24 protein-coding genes and 1 tRNA gene are annotated in these 23722 nt (G+C 51.2%); 12 read left to right on the plus strand and 13 right to left on the minus strand.

Going from position 1 to position 23722, the window contains the following annotated elements; genetic code table 11:
- Positions 1-118 precede the first annotated feature (118 nt).
- Genes ACOGXC_RS12820 through rpmH form a run of 6 tightly spaced genes read right to left on the minus strand, consistent with a single transcriptional unit; the run spans position 119 to position 3645 of the window.
- On the minus strand, positions 119-748 hold the full coding sequence (locus ACOGXC_RS12820) for an RsmG family class I SAM-dependent methyltransferase (RefSeq protein ID WP_419918562.1): 630 nt from the start codon (positions 746-748) through the stop codon (positions 119-121).
- Positions 724-1662, minus strand: a complete 939-nt coding sequence (locus ACOGXC_RS12825) for a protein jag (RefSeq protein ID WP_419918563.1) — start codon at positions 1660-1662, stop codon at positions 724-726. Before ACOGXC_RS12825 ends, ACOGXC_RS12820 begins: the two co-directional genes overlap by 25 nt.
- 2 nt (positions 1663-1664) lie before the next feature.
- A complete protein-coding gene (yidC, locus tag ACOGXC_RS12830; protein ID WP_419918564.1) occupies positions 1665-2867 on the minus strand; it encodes a membrane protein insertase YidC in 1203 nt (400 codons plus the stop codon).
- A complete protein-coding gene (yidD, locus tag ACOGXC_RS12835) occupies positions 2860-3174 on the minus strand; it encodes a membrane protein insertion efficiency factor YidD (protein WP_419918565.1) in 315 nt (104 codons plus the stop codon). The genes yidC and yidD overlap by 8 nt, the downstream gene beginning before the upstream one ends.
- Positions 3164-3514, minus strand: coding sequence for a ribonuclease P protein component (gene rnpA / locus ACOGXC_RS12840; protein WP_419920085.1), 351 nt, complete (start codon positions 3512-3514; stop codon positions 3164-3166). The genes yidD and rnpA overlap by 11 nt, the downstream gene beginning before the upstream one ends.
- A complete protein-coding gene (gene rpmH, locus ACOGXC_RS12845) occupies positions 3511-3645 on the minus strand; it encodes a 50S ribosomal protein L34 (protein ID WP_419918566.1) in 135 nt (44 codons plus the stop codon). The genes rnpA and rpmH overlap by 4 nt, the downstream gene beginning before the upstream one ends.
- 702 nt (positions 3646-4347) lie before the next feature.
- Between rpmH and dnaA the strand changes: the two genes are divergently transcribed.
- From dnaA to ACOGXC_RS12895, 10 genes are all read left to right on the plus strand, one after another.
- The gene (gene dnaA / locus ACOGXC_RS12850) at positions 4348-5727 is read left to right on the plus strand and encodes a chromosomal replication initiator protein DnaA (protein ID WP_419918567.1); all 1380 of its coding nucleotides are present in this window, start codon (positions 4348-4350) and stop codon (positions 5725-5727) included.
- 232 nt (positions 5728-5959) lie between these two features.
- On the plus strand, positions 5960-7054 hold the full coding sequence (dnaN, locus tag ACOGXC_RS12855) for a DNA polymerase III subunit beta (RefSeq protein ID WP_419918568.1): 1095 nt from the start codon (positions 5960-5962) through the stop codon (positions 7052-7054).
- 2 nt (positions 7055-7056) lie between these two features.
- Positions 7057-8142: a DNA replication/repair protein RecF gene (gene recF, locus ACOGXC_RS12860; protein ID WP_419918569.1), complete on the plus strand. Its 1086-nt coding sequence runs from the start codon at positions 7057-7059 to the stop codon at positions 8140-8142.
- A gap of 34 nt (positions 8143-8176) precedes the next feature.
- Entirely contained in the window at positions 8177-8497 is a 321-nt protein-coding gene (locus ACOGXC_RS12865) for a DUF721 domain-containing protein (protein WP_419918570.1), read from the plus strand.
- A gap of 119 nt (positions 8498-8616) precedes the next feature.
- Positions 8617-10602, plus strand: coding sequence for a DNA topoisomerase subunit B (locus ACOGXC_RS12870; protein ID WP_419918571.1), 1986 nt, complete (start codon positions 8617-8619; stop codon positions 10600-10602).
- 15 nt (positions 10603-10617) lie between these two features.
- On the plus strand, positions 10618-13098 hold the full coding sequence (gene gyrA / locus ACOGXC_RS12875; protein ID WP_419918572.1) for a DNA gyrase subunit A: 2481 nt from the start codon (positions 10618-10620) through the stop codon (positions 13096-13098).
- A 42-nt stretch (positions 13099-13140) separates the two neighbouring features.
- On the plus strand, positions 13141-13509 hold the full coding sequence (locus ACOGXC_RS12880) for a hypothetical protein (protein ID WP_419918573.1): 369 nt from the start codon (positions 13141-13143) through the stop codon (positions 13507-13509).
- The gene (locus ACOGXC_RS12885) at positions 13485-14018 is read left to right on the plus strand and encodes a DUF3566 domain-containing protein (RefSeq protein ID WP_419918574.1); all 534 of its coding nucleotides are present in this window, start codon (positions 13485-13487) and stop codon (positions 14016-14018) included. The genes ACOGXC_RS12880 and ACOGXC_RS12885 overlap by 25 nt, the downstream gene beginning before the upstream one ends.
- A 17-nt stretch (positions 14019-14035) precedes the next feature.
- Positions 14036-14109 (plus strand) — tRNA-Ile (locus ACOGXC_RS12890).
- Between the two features lie 221 nt (positions 14110-14330).
- Complete coding sequence (locus ACOGXC_RS12895; protein ID WP_419918575.1) at positions 14331-15305, plus strand: NAD(P)-binding domain-containing protein; 975 nt, start codon at positions 14331-14333, stop codon at positions 15303-15305.
- A gap of 67 nt (positions 15306-15372) precedes the next feature.
- Here the strand turns inward: ACOGXC_RS12895 and ACOGXC_RS12900 are convergent, their stop codons facing one another.
- From ACOGXC_RS12900 to pheA, 7 genes are all read right to left on the minus strand, one after another.
- Positions 15373-16155, minus strand: a complete 783-nt coding sequence (locus ACOGXC_RS12900; protein ID WP_419918576.1) for an inositol monophosphatase family protein — start codon at positions 16153-16155, stop codon at positions 15373-15375.
- Positions 16152-17381, minus strand: coding sequence for a CaiB/BaiF CoA transferase family protein (locus tag ACOGXC_RS12905; protein ID WP_419918577.1), 1230 nt, complete (start codon positions 17379-17381; stop codon positions 16152-16154). The genes ACOGXC_RS12900 and ACOGXC_RS12905 overlap by 4 nt, the downstream gene beginning before the upstream one ends.
- A 43-nt stretch (positions 17382-17424) precedes the next feature.
- Positions 17425-18138, minus strand: a complete 714-nt coding sequence (locus ACOGXC_RS12910) for an SDR family NAD(P)-dependent oxidoreductase (RefSeq protein ID WP_419918578.1) — start codon at positions 18136-18138, stop codon at positions 17425-17427.
- Positions 18139-18152: 14 nt separating this feature from the next.
- Positions 18153-18638 carry a MaoC family dehydratase gene (locus ACOGXC_RS12915; protein WP_419918579.1) on the minus strand — a complete coding sequence of 162 codons (486 nt, stop codon included), beginning with the start codon at positions 18636-18638 and terminating at the stop codon, positions 18153-18155.
- Between the two features lie 75 nt (positions 18639-18713).
- Entirely contained in the window at positions 18714-19340 is a 627-nt protein-coding gene (locus ACOGXC_RS12920; RefSeq protein WP_419918580.1) for a TetR/AcrR family transcriptional regulator, read from the minus strand.
- Between the two features lie 99 nt (positions 19341-19439).
- On the minus strand, positions 19440-20660 hold the full coding sequence (locus ACOGXC_RS12925; RefSeq protein WP_419918581.1) for an LLM class flavin-dependent oxidoreductase: 1221 nt from the start codon (positions 20658-20660) through the stop codon (positions 19440-19442).
- A gap of 98 nt (positions 20661-20758) precedes the next feature.
- On the minus strand, positions 20759-21733 hold the full coding sequence (gene pheA, locus ACOGXC_RS12930; RefSeq protein ID WP_419918582.1) for a prephenate dehydratase: 975 nt from the start codon (positions 21731-21733) through the stop codon (positions 20759-20761).
- Positions 21734-21753: 20 nt separating this feature from the next.
- Between pheA and larB the strand changes: the two genes are divergently transcribed.
- Together larB and larC are read left to right on the plus strand one after the other, a co-directional pair.
- On the plus strand, positions 21754-22539 hold the full coding sequence (larB, locus tag ACOGXC_RS12935) for a nickel pincer cofactor biosynthesis protein LarB (protein ID WP_419918583.1): 786 nt from the start codon (positions 21754-21756) through the stop codon (positions 22537-22539).
- Positions 22532-23719: a nickel pincer cofactor biosynthesis protein LarC gene (gene larC / locus ACOGXC_RS12940; RefSeq protein ID WP_419918584.1), complete on the plus strand. Its 1188-nt coding sequence runs from the start codon at positions 22532-22534 to the stop codon at positions 23717-23719. The genes larB and larC overlap by 8 nt, the downstream gene beginning before the upstream one ends.
- The last annotated feature ends 3 nt before the right edge of the window (positions 23720-23722 follow it).

Raw genomic sequence — 23722 nt, forward strand, 5'->3', positions numbered from 1 at the left:
ATCGCAGGCCCACAGGCGTTTGTTCCACACCACCCTCACCCCGTGACCCCCCCCCCGCATCTTTGGATGGATGTTTCACATGAAACATTGACCCTTGAGCAGCTACCCGTCATCCATATCAAAAAAGTGGGGGATCAGGGTGGATGCGGGGGTAAAAACGGGGACAGAGGGCTAATTGAGTGGCGTGGTGGAATTTTGGGTTCGTACCAACAAGACGGTCGGGCCCCAACCCCAATGCAGCAAGAGCTCCATGGGGCCAGGGTAAGGAGTCGGGGGCAGCACTAACCACAAGCTGGCCACCAAAGCGAAGCAATGGCGCTCCCACCTCCACTACCAGCGACTGAGGTCCGAAACTACGGGCAGTGACGAGATCAGCCTGACCACGACAGGATTCATCTCTACCTAAATCTTGAGCCAGAACATGACGCACGACTATTCGATCCGACCATCCGAGTTCGGCACAGTGCTGTTCCAAGAAAGCTGCCCGACGAAGGGAGGATTCTACCAACGTCCATCGGGACTTCATCCATACCGCAGCTAGGACAAGAGCAGGCAAACCACCTCCACTCCCCAAATCCACCGCAAGGGTAGGAACACCAATAAAAACTTTGGCAAAACTCAATGAGTGATCGATATGAAAATCTATGGCCTGACGACCGATCCAACCCCGCTCTTGAGCTTGACCGAATACTTCAACCAACCTCAAACGATCCTCGGCTGAAATTAGTCGGAAACGATCACAACCCATCGACGAGGTTCTTCTCCCTCCGAGATCGTCCTAACCCCATCGATCTCTGCAACCACATCATGAACCAACTTACGATCAGCAGCGTTCATGGGCTCAAGCGGCCGATCAACACCCGTTCCCCGCACTTCAATAGCAATCTTCTCACAGAAGGACTCAAGAGCTGCTCGACGACGTTCGCGATAACCACCGATGTCCACGCGGATACGACCTTCACAATTCCCATCCGACTTGCGTTGCACCAGCATCCGGGACAAATCTTCCACTGCCCGCAACGTGTTACCTTTGGGACCAATCAATAAACCCACTCCTGGGGCGTTTTCAACCCGCATTTCAGTGGTTTCATCGTCAATGCGTTCGGCATACACCTCAGCATCCAACTCAAAAACATCCAGCAGCCCATCAAGGAACCCGACCACCAGAGTGCTCTGTTCCTCCAAGCTCATTTGTCCTTCCATAGGTTTTCTCTCCTTAGCTCGTTGCCCTTTGGGGGCCTTTGTTGTTCGATTCCTGCCAGCTTCCTCGTCATCTCTGCTGGTCTTCTGAGCTTTCTGCTGCCGCGGACCTTGAGGATCTCGGCCTTCATCGCTAGGTTGCGAACCTCGATTCTTGTTCTGATGCTGGCCACTTCGTCCCCCGCGAGCACCTACATTTTTCGTGCTACCTCGTGCCTGCTTGGAACTTCGACCCTGTTTTCCAGAATTGGCGTTACGACGATTCCGATTTTGCTTCTCTCGAGGTATTACAGGCCGCACCCGAGCTCTGATACGCGCCTCTGTCCTCCTAAACCCCAGAAAAGCAGATTTCGGTTCGTCCACCACAGAGAACTCGGCTTCACTGCGATCAACTCCCAACTTATCGAGAGCTGCTTCTTCGGCTTGAGCAATGGTCTTTCCGGTGACTTCCAACCATTCCATGGCTACCTTCTCCTTTTCTTTCGCCGGCTACGATCACTTGTAGGGTGTGACTGGTGACCCTTCCGCGTAGTCCGGCTTGTACTTTGTTGTTCTGATGTTGTTTTTGATGATTTGGTGCTGCCGTCCTTTTCATTTGAATCTTTCGCACCCTTTTTTTGTATACTCTTAGACACCTTATCTTTGGCAACCCGGGGCGGAGTATTCGTTACTGAAGGTTTTGATGCTGTCCGACGACTATCCGACCGCCGCTGCGATGGAGGTCTTGACGTAGGACGTCGGCGGCCATGATCAATCGCGGGAGTGCGGGAACGGGTTGTAGAACGTGAAACCGGAGTGGAAACCTCTATAGAATCTTCGTCTTTGGTAAGTTCAATCAGTGCTTGACGTTCTTTATGTGGCCTATAAATACGACGAGTTATCACTGCCTGTTGCCCTACTCTCATTATATTTGAACTCACAAAATATAAATTCAAACCAGCAGGAAACCCAATAGAAATAATCGGCAAAAACCAAGGCATCAATTTCATAATCATCTGCTGTTGAGGATTCACAGGAGCATTCGGATCACGACGACCAGCTATCTGACGCTGCTGAATATAACTGGTAAAGCCAATCAAAATAATCAAAAGCAAAAAAGGAAGTGCAGTAGTAAATGAATCGCCAAAGGCATCCGTTAAACTAGACGATAGATCCACACCTAGAAAATTCATCTCTGTAGAACTTTCGAGCGCAGTCCTAAGCTTAGAATCAGACGCTAAATACTCTGGATTAAATGTGCGCTCACCAAAAGTAGGTGCTGTAGCCTCAACTTCTTCATTTAGTAATGAAGCATATCCAAAATGTTTGCCCAAATCACTAGTTCGGCGAGTGAGACCACTAATCAAACGCAAAAGAACAAAAAATACTGGGAGTTGGGCAAGCATAGGCAAACAACTTCCTAGAGGATTCACATTGTTAGCCTGATAAAGACGCATGGTTTCTTCGTTCATGCGCTGACGATCCCCTTTATACTGTGCTTGAAGTTTCTTGATCTCGGGCTGTAGATCTTGCATTCGCAGCATTGACTTAGTGGTGTAAAGTGTTAGCGGTGTCAGAACAAGCATCACCGTAAGAGTAAACAACATGATTGCGATTCCATAACTACCTCTAAACGAGTAGTACACAGCCAGCAACCAAGCAAGACCATCGAATAAGGCATCAAACATTAGGAACCGCCTCGTTTCCAGTGGGGTCGGGTGACAAGCGACCATTTGCATCTGGAACCGGATCCCACCCGGTCTTGGCTCCTGGACGACACCTCAACAACCGGCACAAACTCAACCAAACACCTTTTATTGCACCATGAACTTCGATCGCTTCCACTGCATAGTAGGAACAACTCGGTACATATCGGCATGGGCTTGGACGATGATCTGTAACCCTTTGATAACCAATAATGACCGTCCGCAAAATACGAGAAGGGATACTCAAAACAAATTTACTCCAAAAATGTTGAAAACCATTAAAAGTCATGGTAGCGTTCCATCGACCTGGCCAAACAGCTCCTCAAGGATTCCCTCAACTCGACCTGGGAAAGTTTTTGCGTGTCGTTTTTGACACCAACAAGGTAAAGCCCGGCCGGCAGACCTCCTGTGGCTTCTTGGTCAAGACACCTGATCACCTCACGCAACCGACGCCGGGCACGATTGCGAATCACCGCAGAACCCACCCGTTTAGGTAATGAGTAGGCCACCCGGGCCGCGTTGAGAGAAGGGTCAGGAAGGTACCGGACCCAAAGCAATCCATGACCAGCACGAATACCCTTGTCCTGCACACGCGCAAACTCGGAACGTTCCTGAAATCGCTCTATCAGGCTGACAGCCTTTTCCGTCCCCGTCGACGGCGGGCGTTGATGATCGCTCGCCCGCTTCTAGTCATCATCCGATGCCGGAATCCATGCCGTCGAGACCGACGCTGCACATTGGGTTGGTACGTGCGCTTCACAAGCTCCTCCAATTTGATACCGCTGTTCCAAAGGTCGCCCGGCGAGCACGGCCTTGGTCATCACCACGCTAGAGCCTAAACGTGCACAACGACAATCAATCACCCACAATGTGCTTTCCTTCTCTTCCAGCATGTGAGGGTTGCCTCGATTCGCTGATCATCACCGGGGCCATCAGGACCCACTCCCTGGCCTCGGAACAATACCGCAGGCTCCACCGGGAGCATGAGACGACATCTGTGCATCCCCGCCCCACGCCTAGGAGGAGCACAACCTTGTCTTGCGATTGGACGTTGGTAGCTCACTCCGGCCCCATGCTTAGGAGGAGCTCCCAGTGGACCTGATCCAGGCTTCAGTTCCGTCGCCAGGATCATCAGACCGGTCCCGAAGAGTGATCTCCGGCAGGTGGTGGCCCACTTGATGCAAAAATAAACTGGTCTGAGCTCACTCTTGGTTATTGTGTTCGAATGCATAGCAAAGCCAACCAACCACAATAATAACTTAAACAACATTGTCAACTCAAGCCTCTAAATTCACAAAAGTTTTGGCCATCAACTAGTGCACAGTCCGAGTTCCGGTGGTATAGTTTTCTACCTTGTCCAAGCAGGTGCCGATTTGGGCAGTAGTATATTGTAAACTTAGTTATCCACAGATTATTCACATTTGTGGATATTGGTTTTAGAAGCCATGGAGGTCTCAACAAGATGGTATCGGCAACGTTTCTTTGGTCTTCCTGCACAAACAGTATTCGAGCTCAAGTTCCCGACTCAGTATGGCAGTCTACTTTTAACGTAACCAAACCCATATCACTTAAAGAAGATGTCTTAGAGTTAACGGTTCCAAACGTAATTATTAAGGATCGTCTAGAAGGTGAGTATTTTGAAATACTACAAGAGGCGTTAGCAAATTCAAATGCTACTCATATTAAATTAAATATAAAAACGGATCAATCTTCAGATGATAGAGAACCTTTAGATAACATACCTTCATCATTAACTTCTGTCCCAGAAATCAATAATTTAACCACAAAAAGTAGAATAAATAATACATTACATCCTAATTATATTTTTGATAAATTTGTAACAGGTTCATCTAACAGATTTGCCCTAGCTGCCGCTTTATCTGTAGCAGAAGCTCCTGGAAAGTCTTATAATCCATTATTTATTCATGGACACGCTGGATTAGGTAAGACTCATCTTCTTCAAGCTATTGGCCACTATGTAAATGATCATTACGTAAATAATAACAATCACCCAATAAATCGAGTTCTTTATGTGTCAACAGAAACTTTTTTGAACCAATTTGTAGATGCTATTAGAACAAATGATCGCAGTAAATTTAAAAGAAACTATCGAGAAGTTGATGTTCTACTTGTTGATGATATTCAATTTCTAGAAGGAAAAGAGGGTTTGCAAGAAGAATTTTTCCATACATTTAATTCTCTGCACGAAATCAATAAACAAATTGTTCTTACAAGTGACCGACCACCTGATGCAATACAAACACTTGAAGATCGTATGACAAGCAGATTCAAAATGGGCTTACTAACTGATATTCAATCACCCGATTTGGAAACCAGATTAGCCATCTTAAGAAAGAAATCAGAACAATTTAATATAACAATAAACGATGACATACTTGTATTCATTGCCAGCAATGTCAAAGATAATATTCGAGAACTAGAAGGAGCCCTTACTCGATTGACTGCTTATTCTAGTTTCAATAATAAACCTCTTGATATTGAGTTAGCTAACTTTGTTTTACGGGATATTACCGAACGTTGTGAATCCAAAGTCATAACACCTGATATTATTTTACAAGCTACTTCTAATCTATTTGGTTTCAGCATTGAAGATATTATTGGCCCACGGCGCCAGCGTCCTTTAGTAAAAGCTCGACAAGTATCAATGTATATATTTCGGGAATTAACCGAGTTTAGTTATCCAGATATAGCCCGAATATTTGGTGATCGAGATCATACCACTGTAATACACTCTACACAAAAAATTACCAAACAGATGACAGAGAACCCAGAAACATTTAATCAAGTCACAGAATTGATCAACAAAATCAAGAATACTTAGGTACTGGACAAAAATTGATAAACATGGGGAAAAGTTTTCTTACGATGGGGATAAATAGACCAAAATTCACAAACACTACACTCTTCCACTCTAAAATCCACATTTCCGGCGAATGTAGAAAACAAATAAAACAACGTCTGACCAGGGAAAACACTCATAATCCACATTTCCACACACCTACTGCTACTAGCAGTAAAATATAAATAAGATATACAAGAAAGGAAACCAAACTGTGAAATTTAGATGCGAGCGTGACGCTTTTCTCAAAGCACTGAGGATAACGAGTAGAGCATCTGGAACCAAAGGAGGGCTTCAGCTCATACTATCTGGTGTTCGCATGGCGTTAACTGGTGATGAGCTGATTTTAACAGCCACTGATCGTGAATTAACTATTACCATGAGTTTGATTGTGGCAGGTGATACTGATGGCGAGGCTGTAGTAACGGCTCGTTTGATTAGTGATGTTGTTGGATCTCTTGATCCTGGCGCGGTAAATGTAAAAGTTGAAGATGGAAAGATTTGTATTGATTCAGATCGCTCTAACTTCACACTTCAAACGATGGATAGCAAAAATTTTCCTGAAATTACAGTTATTGATAGCAACCCTGTTGTACTAGAAACTGAGAAGTTTATGGAAGCTTTGCGTAAGGTTATTAAAGCATCTTCCGCAGATGAATCTCGTGCAGTTTTGAATGGTGTTTTATTATCACCTGAAACTCAAGGTCTCCGAATGGTTACAACTGATTCTTACCGGTTGGCACTTTGCGATCTTCCTGGATTAGAATTATTGAACTCAGATCAAAATGTTTTAATCCCAGCTCGATCATTACAAGAAGTAATACGATTATTTGATAATGATCAACATATAAGTTTAAGGTTTACCGGAGGTGAAGCCTCCTTTGATATAGGTACAGTAAGAGTTATTACTCAGTTAATTGAAGGAGACTTTCCTAGTTACAAGGGACTAATTCCAACACATCAACCCAATCGTTTAGTCATCAATAGGGAAAATCTAATTAATGCTATACGTAGAGTACGTTTGATGGCTCAAGATTCAACTCCAATAAGACTTGACATGTCATCTGCTGGTTTAGAGTTATCAGCTATAACTCAAGATGTTGGGGAAGCTAGAGAACAATTAGATGCTACATTTGAAGGCGAGGATCTTACAGTTGCTTTCAATCCTGAATATTTGCTTGATGGCGCAGAAGTAACACAAGGAGAAGAAATTGTATTGAAAACAATAGATTCTCTTAAACCAGCAGTTATACAAACATTAGATTCTGAAGAATTTCTATATTTACTAATGCCAATACGAATAAACTAAAGGTGCACTTCACTAACCTATCCTTAACAGGGTTTCGTAATTATTCTCAGCTTGATATAGAACTCTCTAAAGGAGTCAATTTATTTGTAGGTTCTAACGGCAAAGGTAAAACTAATTTATTAGAAGCAATTTTCTTTCTAGCTACAATGTCATCCTTTCGAGTTAGTGCTACAGATATACTAATAAAAACTGATTCCAATGTTTCTCAGGCCATCATTCGGGGAGAAGTAGTTTCTGATAGCCGGAAAATATTATTGGAAGCAGCAATTAGACAATCAGGTCGTTCACATTTTCAAGTTAATCGTCAGCGAATAAATCGATCAGATTTGTTAGGACTTATACCAATATCAGTATTTGTGCCTGATGATTTAGTTATAATCAAAGGAGGCCCAAACGAACGTCGTCGTTACTTAGATAATACATTGATACAAATTGATCCTAGTTTGAATAATGTTCGATCTGATATAGAAAACATATTACGACAAAGAAATGCTTTATTACGTCAATCAAGAGGTAAACTTGATGTTGGTATTATAACTACACTAGATGTATGGGATGATAAGTTTGTTATAGCTGCTGAAAAATTAGCTAGAGCTCGAAGAAGTTTAGTTGAAAAATTAAAATCTAAAGTAGCAGAATCTTATACGAAAATTTCTGGTAAATCACCTTTGATAGAAATGAATTATAAATCTACATGGCCACCTGGAGAACTTAGAGAAATTCTTTACAAAGTACGCCAGGAAGATTTAGCTCGAGGAATAAGTACTGTAGGTCCTCATCGAGATGATCTATTAATATATTTGAACGGGATACCTGCTCGTACTCATGCTTCTCAGGGAGAACAAAGATTATTAATATTAGCAATGCGATTAGCAGCTCATCGTGAACTTGCAGAAATAACTAAACAATCTCCAGTGTTATTATTAGATGATGTACTTTCTGAATTTGATTCAAATATATCTCAAGGAGTACTAACAACTTTAGAAGCAGAACAAACATTTTTGACTACTGCTGGTGAATTACCTACTGGTATTGTTTGTAGTACTCGATTTCAAGTATCTAATGGTGAAGTAAACATATTATCTTGATAATTATAGGTTTTTATTTGAGTAAAACTGATCAATGACTTGGAAACCACTATATGAGCAACCAGGACCTAAGCGATTGGGTGAAAGCCTGCATCAGGTCACTTCTCAATTGAAAATACCGCAAGCACACTTCCTTAAAATTATTTTTCAAAAATGGGATGAAATAGTTGGATCAGTAATGGCTGCTCATGTTTCACCAGTACGTTTGCTTGATGGTGAATTAGTAGTGATAGTAGATGATCCTGCTTGGGCCACAGAAATGAAGTTTTTCTGTACGGAAACGGTTGCTCGAATCAACGATGTAGCCAACGAAGAAGTGGTGACGAATGTGATAATCAAAGTTCGTCCTCAATAGTTGTTCATAATACTGATAAGTAGATTCTACGGTAAAATAATTGAAAGTTGAGAGGTGATAGAATAATATTAAACTGATATACTCTCTAGACCTCTCTGATGAGGTAGAAGGGTTAATTTGTGACCGACACGTCCGAATCCTACAAAGCCGAAGATATAACTATCTTGGAAGGCCTAGATGCGGTACGAGCGCGTCCCGGCATGTATATCGGATCCACATCTGTAACAGGTCTGCATCACCTGGTGTATGAAGTAGTAGACAACGCTGTAGATGAGGCTATGGCAGGTTATTGCACAACTATTGAAGTTACCTTGCTCAGTGATGGTGGATGTGAGGTGAAGGATGACGGCCGTGGCATTCCAGTGGACCCTCACCCTCAGTATCCTGAAATGAGTGCAGTTGCAGTGGCGCTCACATTTTTGCATGCTGGTGGCAAATTTGGAGGTAATGGTTACAAGGTATCTGGAGGCTTACATGGAGTAGGAGTATCAGTAGTTAATGCTTTATCTACCCGCTTAGAAGTAGAGATTGATCGAAATAGCTACCACCATATGATGTCATTTATCAATGGGGGTGAAATAGATAAAAATCTTCATGTTATTGGTAAAGTTCCCGACGGTAAATCAGGTACTACAGTTCGCTTTTGGCCTGATGAGAAAATTTTTGATGATACTAAATTTCGAGCACAAAGTTTGTTAGAGCGGCTTCAGATGATGGCATTTTTAAACCGTAATCTTGAAATCAAATTTCGGGATTTACGCTTTGATGGTACTGGAGGTGCTGACTGGACTGTATATTGTTATCAAAATGGCATTAGTGATTTTGTCTGTGAAGTAAATAGTTCTAAGGATGCACTATTTGAAAAGGTTGGTTTTTTTTCTCAAGAAGAAAATGGAGATTTGGTAGAAGTAGCTTTTCAATGGAATACCGGCTATAACACTGATGGTCTTCACTCATTTGCTAATGGAATAAACACTGTTGAAGGAGGGATGCATGAGGAAGGTTTTCGTAAAGGTCTTACGCGGGTTATAAATGATTATTGTCGAGCTAAGGGACATTTAAAGGAAAAAGATAGTAATCTTACTGGTGAAGATATTCGAGAAGGACTTACCGCGATTGTCAGTGTGAAGTTACATGAACCTCAGTTTGAAGGCCAAACAAAATCCAAATTAGGCAATACATCTATGCGCTCATTAGTAGAGCGAGCTACTAATGAAAAACTTGCTGAATGGCTAGAAGAAAATCCTTCAGATGCACGAAAGATTGTGACAAAATCTCTCCAAGCTCAAAAAGCTCGAATAGCAGCTCGCCAAGCCCGAGATGCTACTCGACGTAAATCTGCTCTTGATGGAGCAGGATTACCAGGTAAACTTGTTGATTGTACGTCAACTAATCGTGAAGAATGTGAACTATTTATTGTGGAAGGTAATTCTGCTGGTGGTTCAGCTAAAGATGCTCGTGATCCTCGAACAATGGCTATCCTACCTATCAGGGGAAAGATCTTAAATGTAGAAAGAGTTCAGGTTGATCGAATGTTGCGTAATACTGAGATACAAGCATTAGTTGCAGCTATTGGTGCAGGTTTTGGAGATGAATTTGATGCTGTTGAAAATAATGGCAATCAAGAGACAAGCCAAGATATTGTAAATACAAAATCTCGAATTCGCTATGGCAAGATAATTTTATTGGCAGATGCAGATGTTGATGGTAGCCATATTCGAACTCTTTTACTAACATTTTTTTATCGGCAAATGCGTAATTTAGTAATACAGGGTCGGGTATATATTGCTCAACCTCCGCTTTATTCTACCGAGGTAGGACGGTCAAGAGTTTATCTCAAGAACGACCATGCTAAGGAGATTTTTTTGGCTGAAAATCCTAAACATCGTGCAGAGTTTCAACGTCTCAAAGGTTTGGGAGAGATGGATCCTGAAGAATTATGGTCTACTACTATGGATCCAAACCGCCGAACTTTGTTACGAGTAGCAGTTGAACAGGCTGCGGCTGCTGATGAAGTATTTTCTAAATTAATGGGTGAGGATGTACAATCTCGTAAGCATTTTATTCAAACAAATGCTAAAGATGTACGTTTTTTGGATATATAAATATTTAGGAATATTGTGCTCGAAAACCCTGAAAATCCTTCTGAGTCTGAAGAATTATCAGTCGGTATCGAACCTGTTTTTTCTGTGCAGGATATTGATATCCAAACTGAAATGGAACAGTCTTTTTTGGACTATGCTATGTCGGTTATTACTGCCCGTGCCTTGCCTGATGTGCGGGATGGACTTAAGCCTGTACACCGTCGTATCTTGTGGGGGATGTATGACCAGGGGAATCGACCTAACCGGGCTTATGTTAAATGTGCCAGAGTAGTGGGAGATGTCATGGGCAAATACCATCCTCATGGCGATCAGGCAATTTATGATGCTCTTGTAAGGCTGGGACAAAGTTTTTCACTGCGCCATCCGCTGATTGATCCTCATGGAAACTTCGGATCTCCTAGCGATCCTCCTGCCGCTATGAGATATACCGAATGCCGTCTTGACGAACTTGCAATGCGGCTTATGGATGGTATTGATGAACAAACTGTTGACTTTGCTGACAATTTTGATTCTACGGAACGGGAGCCGGTAGTACTGCCAGCTCGTTTCCCCAACCTACTGGTGAACGGTGGTCAGGGCATTGCTGTTGGAATGGCAACAAACATTCCACCTCATAATCTTGGAGAAGTTATTGATGCTGTCAATTATATGCTTGAAAATTCTACAGCTACTAATGAAGAATTGATGGGTTTTGTTAAAGGTCCTGATTTTCCTACTCGAGGTAAAATTATGGGCTATAAAGGTATTATAGATGCCTATTTGACTGGTCAAGGTACAATAAAGGTACGTGCACATGCAGAAATTGTAGAAAGTGGTTCCAAGACCAGAATTGTTGTCACAGAAATTCCATATCAAACTAGTGTGGAAAGTATTGAAGAGAAGGTAGCTGATTTGGTTAATAGAAGGGTGATAGATGGGATTCGTCAGATTTATAATGAATCAGCTAAAGGTAAGATCAAACTGGTTTTTGAGTTGAAAAAAGATGCTCCTGCGTTGGTTGTACTCAATAATCTTTACAAATACTCTCCGTTACAAACTAGTTTTACAGTAAATATGGTAGCTTTGTTGGATGGTGTACCCCGTACACTGACATTGCGTGATTGCTTGGGTGCATACGTCGAACATCAGCAGGAGGTTTTACGTCGTAGAACTCAATTCCGTTTGGATGAAGCTCAGCGTCGAGAGCATATTCTCGAAGGCTTAGTGCGTGCTGTAGACATGATTGATGAGATAATTACAGCTATTAGAGCGTCAGAAAATCGAATGTCTGCTCGAACTAAATTGATGGATAACTTGTTTGGATTTAGTGAGATTCAAGCTAATCATATTTTGGATATGCCACTGGGTAGACTTACTCAGCTTGGTCGCCAAGAGTTGATTACAGAGTTGGCTGAGAAGCGGGAATTGATTGTCGAGTTAGAGGCTATATTAGCTGATGATACTAAATTACGAGCTGTCATTCGCGAAGAATTATTAGACGTTAAAGAAGCTTTTGCTACGGAACGAAAAACTCAACTTGCTGCTGATGAGGGTGAAATAGATATTGAAGCTTTGATCGAAGATGAGGATTTGATTTTTACTTTAAGTACGGCGGGCTATGCCAAAACAGTCATGCTAGACGAATTCAAAACTCAAGGACGAGGTGGTAAGGGAGTAATTGGTGCTAATCTAAAGGATGGAGACTTTATATCAACTCTTATTCATACTACTGCTCATGCATACTTGATGTTTTTTACAAGTATGGGACGGGTATTTCGGATCAAAGCCCATGAAATACCTCGAACCAGCCGCACGGCTCGTGGTATGGCTATTGTGAACCTGTTGCATTTAGATCCTACGGAAACAGTTTCTGCAGTGATTGACACTCAAGATTATGAAACTCAGAAGTATTTATTATTTGTAACTCGGCTTGGAGTAGTGAAACGAACTCGTTTTCTGGAGTACGATAAATCGCGTTCTCGTGGTCTTATTGCTATCAATATACGAGAGGGAGATGAGTTGGTACAGGTGCTTCCTACCAGGGGAAATGACGATATTTGTTTGGTGAGTGCATCAGGTCGGCTTATGCGATTTCCTGAATCTGAAGTTCGTGCTACGGGTAGGAATGCTGCGGGAGTAAAAGGAATGAAGCTGCTGGACAAGGATGTTGTGGTTGGCGCCAATGCAGTTAGAGATGATGATGAAATGCTTCTGGTCACTGAGCAGGGGTTTGGCAAGAGAGTGTTACTGGATGAGTTTCGAACTAAGCACCGGGGTGGTCAGGGAGTAATAGCTATAAAGTTACCCGATGGTCGAGGTACACTGGTAGCTGCTCGGGTGCTGACTTCAGATGATGAAGTTTTCGCGGTGGCATCCAACGGGGCGACCATCAGGATGGCGGTTTCGTCCGTTTCAAAGCAGGGAGCACATGCTGCGGGTGTGCGGGTCATGACCTTGCCTGAGAATGAGACCCTGGCGGCGATCGCTCCGGTTTTGTCCAGTTCTGATCAGGAGTAATTTTTGTTGATCTTCCCCGCGATATGAGATTGGGGCAGCATTATGGACGAGCAGGGATCGATTTCGATTCTGAGTGTCGGAATATTGGCAATGATCGGTGTGTCTGTACTCTTGCTGGGCCAACTGGGTACTGATGCTGTGCAGCAGGCCCGGATATCCGCGGTTGCGGATGTGGTGGCGATGGCAGCAGCGGCTGATCAGCAATCCGCGGCCGCGATCGCCACGATCAACGGAGCGACCTTGATGTCGGTGGCTGTGGACGGCTTTCAGACAGAGGTGGTAGTGCGCCGCGGTGGTGTCACCGCGGTAGCCCGAGCGGAACTTCTGCCCCCGGAATGGTGGCGGTGCCGGTTTCCCCTTCCTGGTGATCCCGTAGACTTAGAGTTGTGTCCATCGATCCCTCCTGGGTGAGCGCCCCCTCCACTGATCCGGCATCGGGCCTGGCTCCGACGCGTCAGCCAGTGAAGGTGACCCCGAGGGAGTACCGCAGGGCGGTGCGCTTGCAGGCCCGCAAGGTACGCCGGGTAATCCGGCACATCGAGCCGTGGTCGGTGTTGAAGATTTCACTGTTGTTCTACATGTGCCTATGGGTCATCGTGCTGCTAGCCGGGGTGATGCTGTGGAGTATTGCAGTGGGATCCGGCACGGTGGACAATACCGAGTCGTTCATTGAGGAGTTGTTCGCGTTGCAACAGTTCGAGTTCAACGCCAGCCAGATTTTTCGGGGCTTTGCTGTGGGAGGGCTGGTTCTGGTGGTGGCAGGCACCTTCTTCAACGTCCTGCTGTGCGTGCTGTTCAATCTCATCAGTGATCTGACCGGAGGAATCAGAATCACGGTCATCGAGGAGGAGACGGCTCGTCAACGACCCCAGAGCCACCCTCGCCGATTCCGTTGGCCCGGGTGGAAACTGCCTAAGTAAGCTTGTTTCCCGATCTCGGGGCTATAGCTCAGTAGGTTAGAGCGCACCCCTGATAAGGGTGAGGTCGCTGGTTCGAATCCAGCTAGCCCCACGTTTCAACCCGGCTGTTCTCGTGGGGTAATCATTCAAGAGCACGGTGAATTAGTATTGAGGTCGTGAAGATTTTGCGACGAGCGTTGCTGGCCCTGGCGGGGGCGACGGCTGTCGCGACCATTTTACGGGCTCGGGGAACCGGGGGCGTACCCCCTCGGTCGGGTGGATGGCGCCGGATCAACGGCAGCAGCTCTTTCTGATTCGTTCCGGTTGGTTTGGATGGACGTTCTCGTGGTCGGCGCGGGAGTGGTCGGCGCGGGGGTGGTGCAACGTTTGGTGAGCTCTCCATTGTTGCCGATGGTTCGGGTGGCAGTGCTCGACCGCAATCCTGATCGAGCTCAACATCTTTCCGATCAGTACGGGCCTTTGGTGAGGGTGGGAAGTTTCGAGAGTCGAGCTGATGTAGTGGTGCTAGCCACTGCTGCCGGCAGCCAGGCCCGATTGGCCCACCGGATCGTGGACAGTGCTGGCCTGGTCTTGTCCACTTCGGATTCGGTGTCTGATGTAAGGCAAATGTTGGCTATGAACGACTTGGCTCGGCAGCGAATGTCACTGGTGGTGGTCGGGGCTGGTTTGGCCCCCGGTATCACCGACGTGTTGGTCGCTCGAGCAGCCATGGGTTTTGACCGGGTTGTAGAAATCCATGTGGCGAAGTTCGGTACCGGTGGCCCCTCCTGTGCTCGACAACATCACAAGGCACTGAGTTCACGGGCACTGGAATGGCGAGGCGGCTGGAAGCAGCGGCCGGGAGGCTCAGGTCGAGAACTGTGCTGGTTTCCGAGCCCAGTGGATGCCGCCGACTGCTACCGGGCGGCCTTGCCCGATCCGTTACTGCTGGTCCGCAGGTTCGCTGATGTGGATCGGATCACTGCCCGAATGGCGGCGACTCGCCGGGATCGGTTCAGCTCTTGGTTGCCCATGCTGCGCCGTCCCCACCCGGAGGGAAAGTTAGGAGCGGTGAGAGTGGAGGTTCGGGGGCGGCGGGGGGCGGCTTGGGCCGGCCGGATATTGGGGGCGGCGGCACCTCCGGGGGTGGCCACGGCCGCAGTGATAATGAGCGTGGTCGAACTGCATGCTGTGGGGAAATTAGATGGGGTTGGGGCCATGGGATTGGCCGAGATAGTGGATGCATGCGAGTTCTTGGATGTACTGGAGAGGAATGGGATTATTTGTGAGCTATTTGCCGGGTTTTAGCTGGGGTGGAGCCGGGGCTTAGCCAGGGTGGGGGTGGGGGGGGGGGGGGGGTGACGGGGGCTGGGGCTCAACTGGGGTGGAGCCGGTTGAGCAGTTGGTCGTGTACGGCCCCGTTGGTGGCTAGCCAGTCACCGGCGGTGGCGGCGGTTTTCCCGTCCCAGGTGGTTATGCGCCCACCAGCTTCGGGGATTACCACAAGCATGGGGGCGATGTCCCACAGGTTCAAACCAGGGTCCACCATGGCTTCCACCCGGCCGGTGGCCACTAGAACGTAGCCGTAACCGTCGCCCCAAGTTCGTATCCGAGCACCGCTTTGACTCAAGCGGCTCAATGCGCCATCGGGCCACCATTCTAATCCCGAGGTACACAAGTAGGATCGGCTCAGGTCGTCCTGAGAGCTGATCCGGCATCTCTGACCATTATGAAAGCAACCCCGGCCCCGGCCGGCCCATACTGCCTCCTCCAGGCCGGGGACCGCCACGACACCCACAGCCGGTCCGTGCTTGTCAAACATGGCGAGCAGGGTGGTGTACAGGGGCACTCCGCGGACAAAACTTCGGGTGCCGTCGATGGGGTCGATGATCCAAGTTCTTCCCGACGTACCCTTGGTATCGGTGTGTTCTTCGCCGATGATCGCATCATCGGGAAACCGGTTGGATAAATGCTCCCGGAGAAACGATTCCGCAACCTTGTCGGCATCGGTTACTGGTGATCCATCGCCCTTGCGGCTTACTGCCAATTCATGGTCACCGAACCAGCTAAGCGTGAGTCTTCCGGCTTCGCGGGCTAGTTCCACAGTATCGCTGAGCAACTCGGTTGGTACGGGATCAACCGAGTCGACACTGGTCACCCCAGAACACCCTGCTCTCGAAGAGCCGTGAGGCGGTTGTCGCCCAGCCCCAGAACCTCGCCCAATACTTCGTCGGTCTGCTCGCCGACAGTGGGGGCGTGGGTGGGGATGGGAAGCTGCTCGTCGAAGAACCTGACCGGCAGGGGAAGCTGCTCGCAACCCACCTGTTCTGTGGAGAACAGCGGCATCCGGTCCTGGAACTGAGGATCATTGGCCACGGTTTTGGCGTTGTTGACCGGAGCAATGGGAGTGTTCACCTGATTACCGAACTCCAACCACTCTGCGCTGGTTCTGGTGCGGAAGATTTCCCGTAACTCCCGCTGTAACTCCAGGTTGCCCCGAGCATGGTCAGCGTATTTCGATCCCGGCCAGCGGTCGAACAGGTCCATACGATCCAGGGCCTCGCAGAAGTTGCGCCAGAATGCCTGCTCAGAAGCCATGAAAAGCACATGACCGTCAGACGATTCGTACATCTGGTAGCGAACACCTTCCCACATGCCGGCTAGGCCTGGTGCTCTACGCTCGTAGTTGTCCGCCGGGTTGCCGGTCACCTCGTCGTCGGGTCGTTCGTAGGCTTTCCAGGTTTCGATGCGGTACCAGTCCATGTATGCAGCGGCATCGGATTGGGCCAATTCCAGGCGACAACCTTCGCCGGTGGCTCGAGCCCGGGTGATCCCGGCCAGCAGAGCCAGGGCACCGATGAGCGGTCCCACGTTTATACCTATGTTGGGCATCTCCGGAATGCGACAGAAGCCATCGTCGTCGTAAGCAGGGGGGATGAGCCCGGCCCAGGTGTCGTAGGCAATGCCATGGCTGGGCATGTCCTTGTACGGACCGGTCATGCCGTAGCCGCTGATAGTGGCGAATACGATTCGGGGGTTTACCTCCTTGAGCTGTTCATAGCCCAGGCCTCTGCGTTCGAGGGCACCGGGCCTCATGGCTTCCACCACAGCGTCGGCCTTACCTACCAGGTTCAAGTACAGCTCCACGCCCTCGGGTTGACGCAGATCCAGTACGATGCTGCGCTTTCCCCGGTGGGTGTGCAGATGCAGCAGGGACACTCCGTTGATGATGGGCCAGGTCATTTCACGGATGTAATCGCCTTGCGGGGGCTCGACCTTGATGACATCGGCACCGAGATCGGACAGGAAGGTGGTCAGCAGGCCGGGGCCGAGAAGGGAACTCTCGATAACCCGGACACCGGCAAGGGGGGCAGCCCGGTTCATGCTTGTATCCCCCCGTCAACCCTGAGAATGATGCCGTTGCGGTTCATGCTTGCATCCCCCCATCAACCCTGAGAATGATGCCGTTGCAGTAGCTGGCATCGTCACTGGCCAGGAAAGCAAAGGCTGCGGCCAGCTCTGAAGGCTCAGCCATGCGATCGAAGGGCATGATACGGCTCATGATGGAGTGGTCCACCTCCTCGGGTGGGTTGAATTGACCGGCAATGGGGGTATCCACGCCGCCGGGAGCTACGCAGTTGACCCGGATGCCCGATAGCCCGTTGGTTATGGCCATGGTCTGGGTGAGAGCAATCACCCCGCCCTTGGAGGCCGAGTAGGCCGAACTCCAGGGCTGGGCGTTGGTACCCGCGGTGGAGGCGGTGTTGACAATGTTGCCTCTGGATTCGAGCAGGTGGGGCAGGCAGGCGGTGGACATGAAATAGGTACCGGTGAGGTTAACTCCGATCACCCGGTTCCAGTTCTCGGGAGTCTCATCCTCGTCACGGGCGAAGTGACCCAGCCCGGCGATGTTGCACAGTACGTCGATCCGGCCGTAGGCATCAACCGCCTGGGCAACCGCCGGGCCGATGCTGCTCAGATCGAGCAAATCCAACTGGATCGCCAGGTCGGCAGCGTCCACCGGGTCGCGGTCGATACCCACAACGGTTGCCCCTTCGGAACGCAACCGGGTGGTGGTGGCCCGACCTATCCCCGAAGCGGCTCCGGTAACAATGGCAATCTTGTTCTCAAAGCGGTTCATGGGTAAAGCATGGCCTACGGAGACGGTCGACGATGCATTAAAGCGTTGCGCACCGCCCGACATGCAAGGGTGTTGTTGTTCGTGGTGTAGCCCCGGTGCTCGAAGGTGACCACCCCTTGGGTCGGGCGGGATCCGGATGGACGAGCGTCCAGCACTTCGGTCTCCACCCGGATGGTGTCACCGGGGAAAACCGGGGCATCGAAGACGGTTTCCCTGAAGCCCAGATTGGCCACGGTGGTGCCCATGGTGGTTTCGTGAACGCTGATTCCCACCACCAGGGCCAGGGTGAGCATGGAGTTCACCAGCGGTCGGCCAAATTCCGTGCTTGAGGCATAGTCGGCGTCGAGATGGATGGGTGCAGGGTTCATGGTCATGGTGGTGAACGCCACGTTGTCGGCTTGGGTGATGGTGCGCCGGATGGCGTGATGGATTACAAGGCCGGGTGCCAGTTCCTCAAACCACAGACCGGTTACCGGTCGGGGGATGGAATCGGTGACCACGATAACAAGTTACCGGCCGGGTGAGTGGTTGCGTGATTTGGCGTTCCGGTTGGAGGGAGGGGGCCGGGTGAGTGGTTACGCGACCCGGCCGGCCAGTCGGGCGGGAGCTTCGATTACCCCGGTCAGCATGTCCACCAGGTTGGCGGCGTAGATGTTGTCCACGGTGTCGAGGGGAACGCCGGCTTCGGTCTGGCGGGCCCGCTCGGCCAGCGAGGCGGTCATCAGTTGGATCATGCCCAGCACCCTTTCGTCACGCTGGGCCTTGTTGGTGGCCAGAGCTCGGTCCCTGAGCAGTCGCAGGATGGCAATGAGGTTTGCCGGAACATGGGTGGGATCGAAGTCCCACCGGCTGAACTCCGCGCTGAGCTGAGCAACTATTCGCAAGTAGCACCGCCCGCTCGGTGTGGTTAGCCGCCGGGTGAGGGGTTGAACCAGGGCCTCTATGAGGGATGAGGTGTGCTCGTCGTCCAGTTCGGCCCACACCTCACCTCGTTCCCGATCGATGGGTTCTCCGTGCTCGCGCAGGATTTCATCGAGTACCCCGCTGCGGGAACCGAAGTGATAGGTGAGTGCCGAGGTGTTCTTCTGCCCGGCCGCTGCCACTATGTCCTGCATCCGTACTCGCCAGATGCCTTGTTCTGCGAACAATCGCTCGGCTTCGGCCAGAAGGCGACTCCGCGTTTGGGTTGCGTCACGCGGCATGGCCGTTTACTCCCGTGGGTTTGATTAGTGCAGTTGGTGGTCTTGGCCCGGCTGCGTTGCGTCGCGCGGCATGGCCGTTTACTCCCGTGGGGGGAGCGGCTATTGGACCAGCTCCAGGGGAAGCAGGGCGGTGTCGGGTATAACCTCCACGCCGATGCCCTCGGGTAGTGGGTATTGGAAGTCGGGATACCGGCGCTGGGCGGTGGCCCGGTAATGGTCAGTGGAGTGGACCGGATCGGTGTCGTACTCGGGAATTACCTGAGTGCCGAACACCTCGAGCATTTCCATGATCTCATCGTGCTCGATGCCTTCGCCGGGTAGGCCGAAAACCACCTGATCGCAGCCGACCTTTTGGTAGCGGGCCAACTGTTCACAAACCTCCTCGGGGTTGCCGCACAGCATGTAGCCCCCCTCGATGGCGGCATCAAGTATTTCGTCGGTCCACTCGATCTGCATGGGAGGGGAGGGCCAGGTGATGGCATCGGGGGATTTGGGCATGGTGTCGTGGTACAGATTCACCATTGTCACCAGGTAGCCGCGACCTCTGGTTTTTACGATCTCACGGGCTCGCTCGCGATCCTCCAGGCAGACGACTGCGTTGGTCATCATCAAGTTGTCGTTCTTGAACTGGCCGATCTGCTCCACTGGGTTCTGGATGGCCTCCTTGTAGGCATCGATCCTGTCCCGGAGGGCGAAGATCGGTTCGAAGTTGAACGCCACCGCGCCGATACCCAGCGAACCAGCCTTGGCGAACGTGGGGGGGTTGCCGCACGCCACCCAAATGGGAGGGTGACCCTTGCCGTAGGGCTTGGGCAGCACATTGTGAGGCTTTGGTACCGAGAAGTGCTGGCCCTCGAAGTTATAGTCCCGCTGTTCCCACATGCGGGGAATCTCCCGGATGACCTCGTCCCACATGGACTTGGTCTCAGGGGGTGTCAAGCCCCCGAACGTGGCCACCTCATGGCTGCCCGCCCCCCTGCCGGTGCCGAATTCGAAGCGCCCCTCGGTGATGTGATCAAGCATCGCGGCCCGCTCGGCAATACGGACGGGGTGCTCTTTGGCCGTGGGCAGGCTGGTGATCCCGGTGGAGAGGTGGATGCGCTCGGTCTTGGCTGCCACGTAGCCCATAACCGGTGCCGGCGCGGACATGTGGCTGTACTCCACCAGGCAGTGGTGCTCACCGAACCAGGCGTACTTCCAGTTGTACCGGTCAGCGGTGATGGCGTACTGAGCTTCTCGCATCAAGGCGGTGTGCTCTGCCTCGCTGTCATGAGCCGCAGGCCCTGGGATGTAGCCGTTGAGAAAAACGCCGAACTCCATGTTTGCCCTCCTTGGTGACGGTTGGACTTCGTAAGGCTCTAATGAGAGCCATTAGAACTCTAATGGCTCTCATTAGAACTTGTCAACTCGTTCCTGGTTCATTCCTGTTGCGGGTCGGCGCGGAACTGCCCGATGGTGTGGATGATCCGGCTTAACTCAGCATCGTCCATGTAGGTCGGTGGCGACCCTGCGCTGCTTCCGGGGGTTGCCGCGGCGGGATACGACCCCAGGAACTTCACTTCGCCATGTTCCTCCCGGATGCTCCTGAGACAGTCGGCTACCCGCGGGTCGGCCACATGCCCCTCCAGGTCGATTAAGAAGCAGTAGTCACCCAGTGCCTTTTTGGTAGGTCGGGATTCCAACTTGGTGAGGTTGATGGATCGGCTCTCGAACTCAGCCAGGATTCTCATGAGAGAGCCCGACCGGTCGGATCGCTGAAAGACCACTACGGAAGTCTTGTCGTACCCAGTGGGGGTGGGAACACCGCGGCGGGACACCGCCACGAATCGAGTCTGGTTCTCGGGGTGGTCCTCGATGTCGCTGGCAATCGTGTCGAGGCCGTAGAGTTCCCGGGCCAGGGCGGTGCCGATGGCGGCGGCGGAAGTATCGCCCGAGGCGGCCAGGTCCCGGACGGCGGCGGCGGTGGAGCCGGCGACCACCTCTTCGACTTCAGAAAGGTGCTTGCCCAGGTAGCGGCGGCACTGGGCGGTGGCCACCGGGAAGCTGATCACTCGTTTCACCTGCTCGAGTGATGTACCCGGATGGGCCAGGAGGTGAAGTTGGATATCCATGACGACCTCGCGCTGGATGAGCAGGTCGAGTTCGAAAATCAACGTGTCGAGGGTGATGTTGACCGTGCCCTCGATGGAGTTCTCGATGGCGGTGAACCCCCAGTCCACAAGTCCATCGGAGGTGGATGCAAGAACTTCGGGAATGGATCGGCATAGCAGGTGTTCGGCGGCAGCCAGGTCGGGTTGGGTGAGAAGCGCCTGCTCGGTAAATGTACCCGGTGGGCCCAGGTAGGCCACCCGGCTTACGGCCACCCGGCTTACGGATCGGGCAGTAACAATCACGAACGGGCAGGATAGTGGCAGTGGATGAAGCTTTTGTCCGGCAATTACTGATTCGGGTGCGCGACGGCACCATATCTGCGGATGACGCTGTCCTGCGATTGCGCCGCTTGCCGTTTGCCGATCTGGGTTTTGCCCGGGTGGATCATCACCGCAGCCTTCGTCAAGGATTGGCCGAGGTGGTGTACGGGCCGGGTAAGACTCCCGATCAGTGCGCGAGCATAGTGGGCGAGCTCTTGGTTCAGCCGGGCGGTCCAGTTCTTTTGACCCGGGCTTCCTCCGACCAGGCCGATGTCGTGCTGGCTGCCAATCCTGGGGGGCAGCGCTTTGATGCCACCCTGGTCTGGCGGCCCGCATCACCGCGAACCGAGCGGGTGGTGCTGGCGGCGGCGGGCACGGCTGATCTACCGGTTGCTGGTGAGTGCGAGGTGGTGCTGGCGGCCCACGGGTTGTCACCACAGCGGTTGAACGATGTGGGGGTTGCCGGATTGCATCGAATCCTTGCGGAGGTCGAAGCGCTGGCTGCCGCCGATGCGGTTGTGGTGGTAGCCGGAATGGAGGGGGCTCTGGCTTCGGTGGTGGGTGGGCTAACTTCTGCTCCGGTGGTGGCGGTGCCCACCAGCGTGGGTTACGGATCATCATTGGAGGGCATCACTTCCCTCTTGGCCATGCTGTCCTCGTGCGCTGCCGGAGTGACAGTGGTGGGGGTGGATAACGGTTTCGGTGCGGCCTGCGCAGTGCTACGGTTGCTCGGGTCGAGGGAGCGCCGACCAGCAGAACCTGTGTCGAGCCCAGCAAGTAATGAATGATTCAACTCGGATTGCCTGGTTCCACTGTTTCAGCGGAATTGCCGGCGATATGGCCCTGGGAGCCCTGATCGATGCCGGGGCTGATGTGGACGAGGTGCGGGGAATATGCGAGTTGCTGCCGCTGGGAGGTTGGGATCTTCGGGTTCAACCCACTCAGAGAGGGGGAATCGCAGCTACCGACGTGAGGGTGATCACCAGCGATACGTCGGTGGTTCGCACCGCCAGTCACATCAACGCGCTCATTGGCGAGGCCCGATTACCCGGTCGGGTTGCCGATCGGGCTCTGGCGGTGTTCGATGCCCTGGCTCGAGCAGAGGGCAAGTTGCACCGCCGGCCTCCCGAGCAGGTTCACTTCCATGAAGTTGGTGGGCTGGATGCCATCATAGATGTGGTAGGCACCTGTGCTGCCCTGGAAGTGCTGGCAATTGACGAGATCCATTCCAGCGCGGTGGCGTGCGGGCGGGGGATGATTCGCAGCGCCCACGGGAGGCTCCCCAATCCACCTCCCGCCGTGGTGGAGTTATTGGTGGGCTGCCCAACCTATGGGTTGGATGTTGGTTTGGAGCTGACAACGCCGACGGGGGCCGCGATCTTGGCTGCTCTGGCTACCGGATGGGGACCCATGCCACCGATGACCCTACGAGCCAGCGGGTTCGGTGCTGGTGACAACGAGCTGGAGGATCGTCCCAACCTCACCCAGGTAGTGGTGGGAACGATGGCGGCAACTCGCCCCGGGGGTCAGCCGGTGATGCTGTTTGAAACCAATGTGGACGATGCCACCGGGGAGACGCTGGCTCACACCGTGACTGCTCTGCTGCAAGCAGGGGCCCATGATGCCTGGATCACCCCGATAGTGATGAAAAAGGGTCGTCCGGCGTACACGGTGAGCGCGTTGGCCGATCCCGCGGTGGGTGATCAGGTAGCGATCACGATGACCGATGAGACCGGCTCGCTGGGAGTGCGGGGGAGGCTCATGGATCGGTGGCCCCGATCTCGGCTGGAGCACCAAGTTGATCTGGATGGGCACCTGATCCGGGTAAAGGTGAGCGCGGGACGGGTCAAGGTTGAACACGATGATGCGGTGCGGGCATCGAAGCTGTTGGGTCTACCGGCCCGAGAGGTGGTGTCATTGGCAGAAGCAGCCTGGCGGCATCAGGAGAGCAACGAACCGGTTGCGTAGTGT

Origin of the sequence: Candidatus Poriferisocius sp. (genome assembly GCF_965202595.1) — a bacterium.
Lineage (GTDB): Bacteria > Actinomycetota > Acidimicrobiia > Acidimicrobiales > Bin134 > Poriferisocius.